General features: G+C 36.5%; 4 protein-coding genes. 3 read left to right on the forward strand and 1 reads right to left on the reverse strand.

Going from position 1 to position 3,714, the window contains the following annotated elements:
- Positions 1 to 260 precede the first annotated feature (260 nt).
- From CLLU_RS18170 to sdaAA, 3 genes are all read left to right on the forward strand, one after another.
- Positions 261 to 1,595 carry an APC family permease gene (locus CLLU_RS18170; protein ID WP_337955457.1) on the forward strand — a complete coding sequence of 445 codons (1,335 nt, stop codon included), beginning with the start codon at positions 261 to 263 and terminating at the stop codon, positions 1,593 to 1,595.
- Positions 1,596 to 1,673: 78 nt separating this feature from the next.
- Positions 1,674 to 2,357: an L-serine ammonia-lyase, iron-sulfur-dependent subunit beta gene (sdaAB, locus tag CLLU_RS18175; protein WP_106011165.1), complete on the forward strand. Its 684-nt coding sequence runs from the start codon at positions 1,674 to 1,676 to the stop codon at positions 2,355 to 2,357.
- A gap of 3 nt (positions 2,358 to 2,360) precedes the next feature.
- Complete coding sequence (gene sdaAA, locus CLLU_RS18180; protein WP_106011166.1) at positions 2,361 to 3,233, forward strand: L-serine ammonia-lyase, iron-sulfur-dependent, subunit alpha; 873 nt, start codon at positions 2,361 to 2,363, stop codon at positions 3,231 to 3,233.
- A 198-nt stretch (positions 3,234 to 3,431) separates the two neighbouring features.
- On the opposite strand, the gene CLLU_RS18185 is transcribed toward sdaAA, so the two are convergent.
- On the reverse strand, positions 3,432 to 3,635 hold the full coding sequence (locus CLLU_RS18185) for a cold-shock protein (protein ID WP_106011167.1): 204 nt from the start codon (positions 3,633 to 3,635) through the stop codon (positions 3,432 to 3,434).
- Positions 3,636 to 3,714 lie beyond the last annotated feature (79 nt).

Consider the following 3,714-nt stretch of genomic DNA (forward strand, 5'->3'; position numbering starts at 1 on the left):
GTAAATACGGACAGTAGTTTAAAATTAAACGTTTAACTATAGAGAATTTAAAAAATAATGTAAACAATTTCAATTTTATTTTGTAATTTATATGCCAGGAATTTTAGAAAAACATTGTAAATCGTCATAATAGAAATTATTATGATAAGGATTGTTTAATATCTGTTTTATAGATTTGGGTGTCATGAAATAAATTGAAATTTTCAAATTGGCGGTATAAATAAAATATACTCATAAAAATTGCAAGGAGGTCAATAATGATGAAGAATGAACTAAAGAGAGAACTTGGCCTGGTGCCTGCTCTCGCGATTGTTGTGGGCGTGGTTATAGGTGGTGGTGTATTTTTTAAACCTACAGCTGTATTCAGTTCCGCAGGAGCTCCGGGGTTGGGGATAATAGCATGGATACTTGGAGGCATTATAACCATAGCTGGAGGACTTACTGCTGCCGAAGTTTCCGCAGCTATACCCAGAACAGGAGGAATGGTAGCTTATCTTGAGGAAACATATGGGGATATGTGGGCCTATTTACTTGGATGGGCACAGATCATAATATATTTTCCGGCTAATATTGCTGCTCTTGCCATAATATTTGGTACACAGGCAGCATCATTACTGGGTATGCCTGATTCCTCCATAGTTTTAATAGCTGTTATAGTTACTGTGTTTTTGGTAATTATGAATTTTTTTGGTTCTAAAGCCGGCGGTGCAATTCAAACTGCTGCAACTGTGTGCAAATTAATACCGTTATTCGCAATAATAATAATAGGATTTACAAATGGAGACGGTGGAATGGTAAGATTATTTCCGGTTACAGCTCAGGATCATCCTATAGCTACGAGTCTGGGTTCTGCACTGGTAGCTACAATGTTTGCATATGAAGGATGGATAAATGTTGGAGCCATAGCCGGAGAAATGAAGAATCCAAAGAGAGATCTTCCCAGGGCAATTATAGGTGGATTATCACTGGTTATGGTGGTATATATACTTATCAATATAGCCTACTTATTTGTTCTACCGGCAAGCAGTTTGGCAGCAACAAAAACACCTGCATCAGCTGTAGCTAATGTAATATTTGGAGCAGTAGGTGGAAAAATAATAACTGTTGGAATATTGATATCAGTGTTCGGCACTATAAATGGATATATACTTACAGGAATGAGAGTGCCTTATGCTATGGCCGTGGAAAATAAACTTCCGGGCAGCAAATGGTTGTCAAAACTCAATAAAAAGTATAAAGTACCTGTAAATAGTGGTATACTATTAGGGATAATATCAATAATACTTATATTTTCCGGCAAATTTGATCAGCTTACTGATCTATTGATATTTGTAATATGGATATTTTATGTGATGACTTTCTTTGCAGTGTTTGTTCTCAGGAGAAAAAGACCGGAGCTTGAAAGGCCTTATAAAGTTCCCCTTTATCCGGTGGTTCCGGCTATAGCCATATTAGGAGGATTGTATATAGTGTTTAATACACTGTTTACTCAGCCTTTAAATGCGGGATTGGGCCTGATTGTAACCTTGATAGGATTTCCTTTGTACATGACAAGAAAAAGTAAATTTAAAAAGATGGATGGTAGGGAAAGTTGAAAATTGTTCAGCATGTAAATTTCAATAGTATTTTACATTTAGATATTATATAAAAGCAAGGAAAGGTTGGTGTCACACTTGAGGGAATATAGTGTTTTTGACATATTAGGCCCCATAATGATAGGACCATCCAGTTCTCACACGGCTGGGGCGGCAAGATTAGGGAAAATTGCGAGTACTATAGCTGGTGGGAAAATTAAAAAAGTACAGTTCTTCCTCCATGGTTCTTTTGCAAAAACCTATAGAGGACATGGTACTGACAAGGCATTGGTTGCAGGAATACTGGGCATGGATCCCTGGGATGAAAATTTAAAAAATTCTATAAAAATGGCAGAAGAGAGAAATATTCAGATTGAATTTATAGAGACGGATTTGGGGGATGTGCATCCCAACACTATTAAATTTGTGATAACAAGGCAGGATGGAAAAGTTTCAGAAATTACAGGATCGTCTATAGGTGGAGGAAATGTGGTTATAACTGAAGTAGATGGAGACAAGATAGAATTTACGGGAGTGTATCCTACTATATTGATAAATCATGTAGATGTGCCGGGTATGGTTGCCAGGGTATCGGAGATACTTTACAAATATAAGATAAATATAGCCTTTATGAAAGTGTACAGGAAAAGTATAAGAGGTGCTGATGCTGCTATGGTATTTGAAGTGGATGATTTTATTTCAGAAGATATAATAAATGAGATACGGGGCCTGCCCAATATACATAAAGTAAGGGCTGTAAACCCTATAAGTGAGGGGAAATAGCATATGGTCAATACTGGAAAAGAATTAATTAAAATATGTAAAGAGAAAAATATGAAGATCTGGGAATATACAATTGAACAGGAGATAAGATCCACTGAAAAAAGTAAAGAAGACATTTTCGAAAATATGAGAAAAAATTTTCAGGTGATGAGGGATTCGGCAGAATATGCCTTGAGACACAAAATAAAATCAGTAAGTGGTCTTATAGGTGGAGATGCATATAAACTGAATGAATACTGTCAGAAGGAAAAAACTTTGACTGGATATTTTATGATAAAGGCTATGGCAAGAGCACTTTCATGTTCAGAAGTAAATGCGGCTATGGGAAAGATAGTAGCTGCACCTACAGCCGGCGCCTGCGGAATAATACCGGCAGCTATAATAACTGCAGGAGAAAAGCTGGGTAAAAGTGAAGAGGAATTGATTCAAAGTCTTTTTACAACAACTGGAGTTGGAATAATAATAGCTAAAAATGCCACCATGGCTGGAGCAGAAGGCGGATGTCAGGCAGAATGCGGCTCGGCTTCGGCAATGGCAGCAGCTGGTGTAGTTGAGATGATGGGAGGAACTCCGGAACAGGCATTAAATGCCAGTGCCATAGTTATAAAAAATATACTTGGGTTGGTGTGTGATCCAGTGGCGGGTCTTGTGGAAATACCATGCGCAAAAAGAAATGTGTCTGGAGCTGTCAATGCACTAGCTACTGCTGACATGGTCATGGCAGGTGTGGAAAGCAAAATCCCTTTTGATGATACTGTTTCAGCCATGTATAAGGTTGGAAATCAGCTTCCCTGTGAGTTGAGAGAAACAGCCCTTGGAGGGCTTGCAATTACAGAAACCGGTCTTAAATTAAAAAGAAAAGTACTTGGAAAATAATGATGGCAGCGCTGAAATAAATATTGATATGATAGAAAAAGGGATATATATTTAAAAATAAATATATATCCCTTTAAGTTCAGCTGTTCCAATTTATATTTAGTATAAAAACCACCCCTTTTGAAAAAAGGTGGCAAAACATTACATTCTTACATTCATTTATGTTAAGATGTTTTTTATTATATTGTAAAATTTATATTAAAGTTTTACAACATTGGCAGCTTGAAGACCCTTTGGTCCCTCTTCAACATCAAATTGAACTTTTTGACCTTCTTCGAGATTTTTTCTTGGCTCATCACTTTGGATTGCAGTGAAGTGTACGAAGACGTCGTTTTCGCCTGGTACTTCAATAAATCCGAATCCTTTTTCTGAATTAAACCATTTTACTGTTCCTGTTTTCATTTATTATCCTCCTAAAGATAAAACACTTATAATTGATATATCTATTTTGTATATCGGTGTTTATTAATTTCATTAGTAT

Origin of the sequence: Clostridium luticellarii (assembly GCF_002995845.1) — a bacterium.
Classification (GTDB): Bacteria; Bacillota; Clostridia; order Clostridiales; family Clostridiaceae; genus Clostridium_B; species Clostridium_B luticellarii.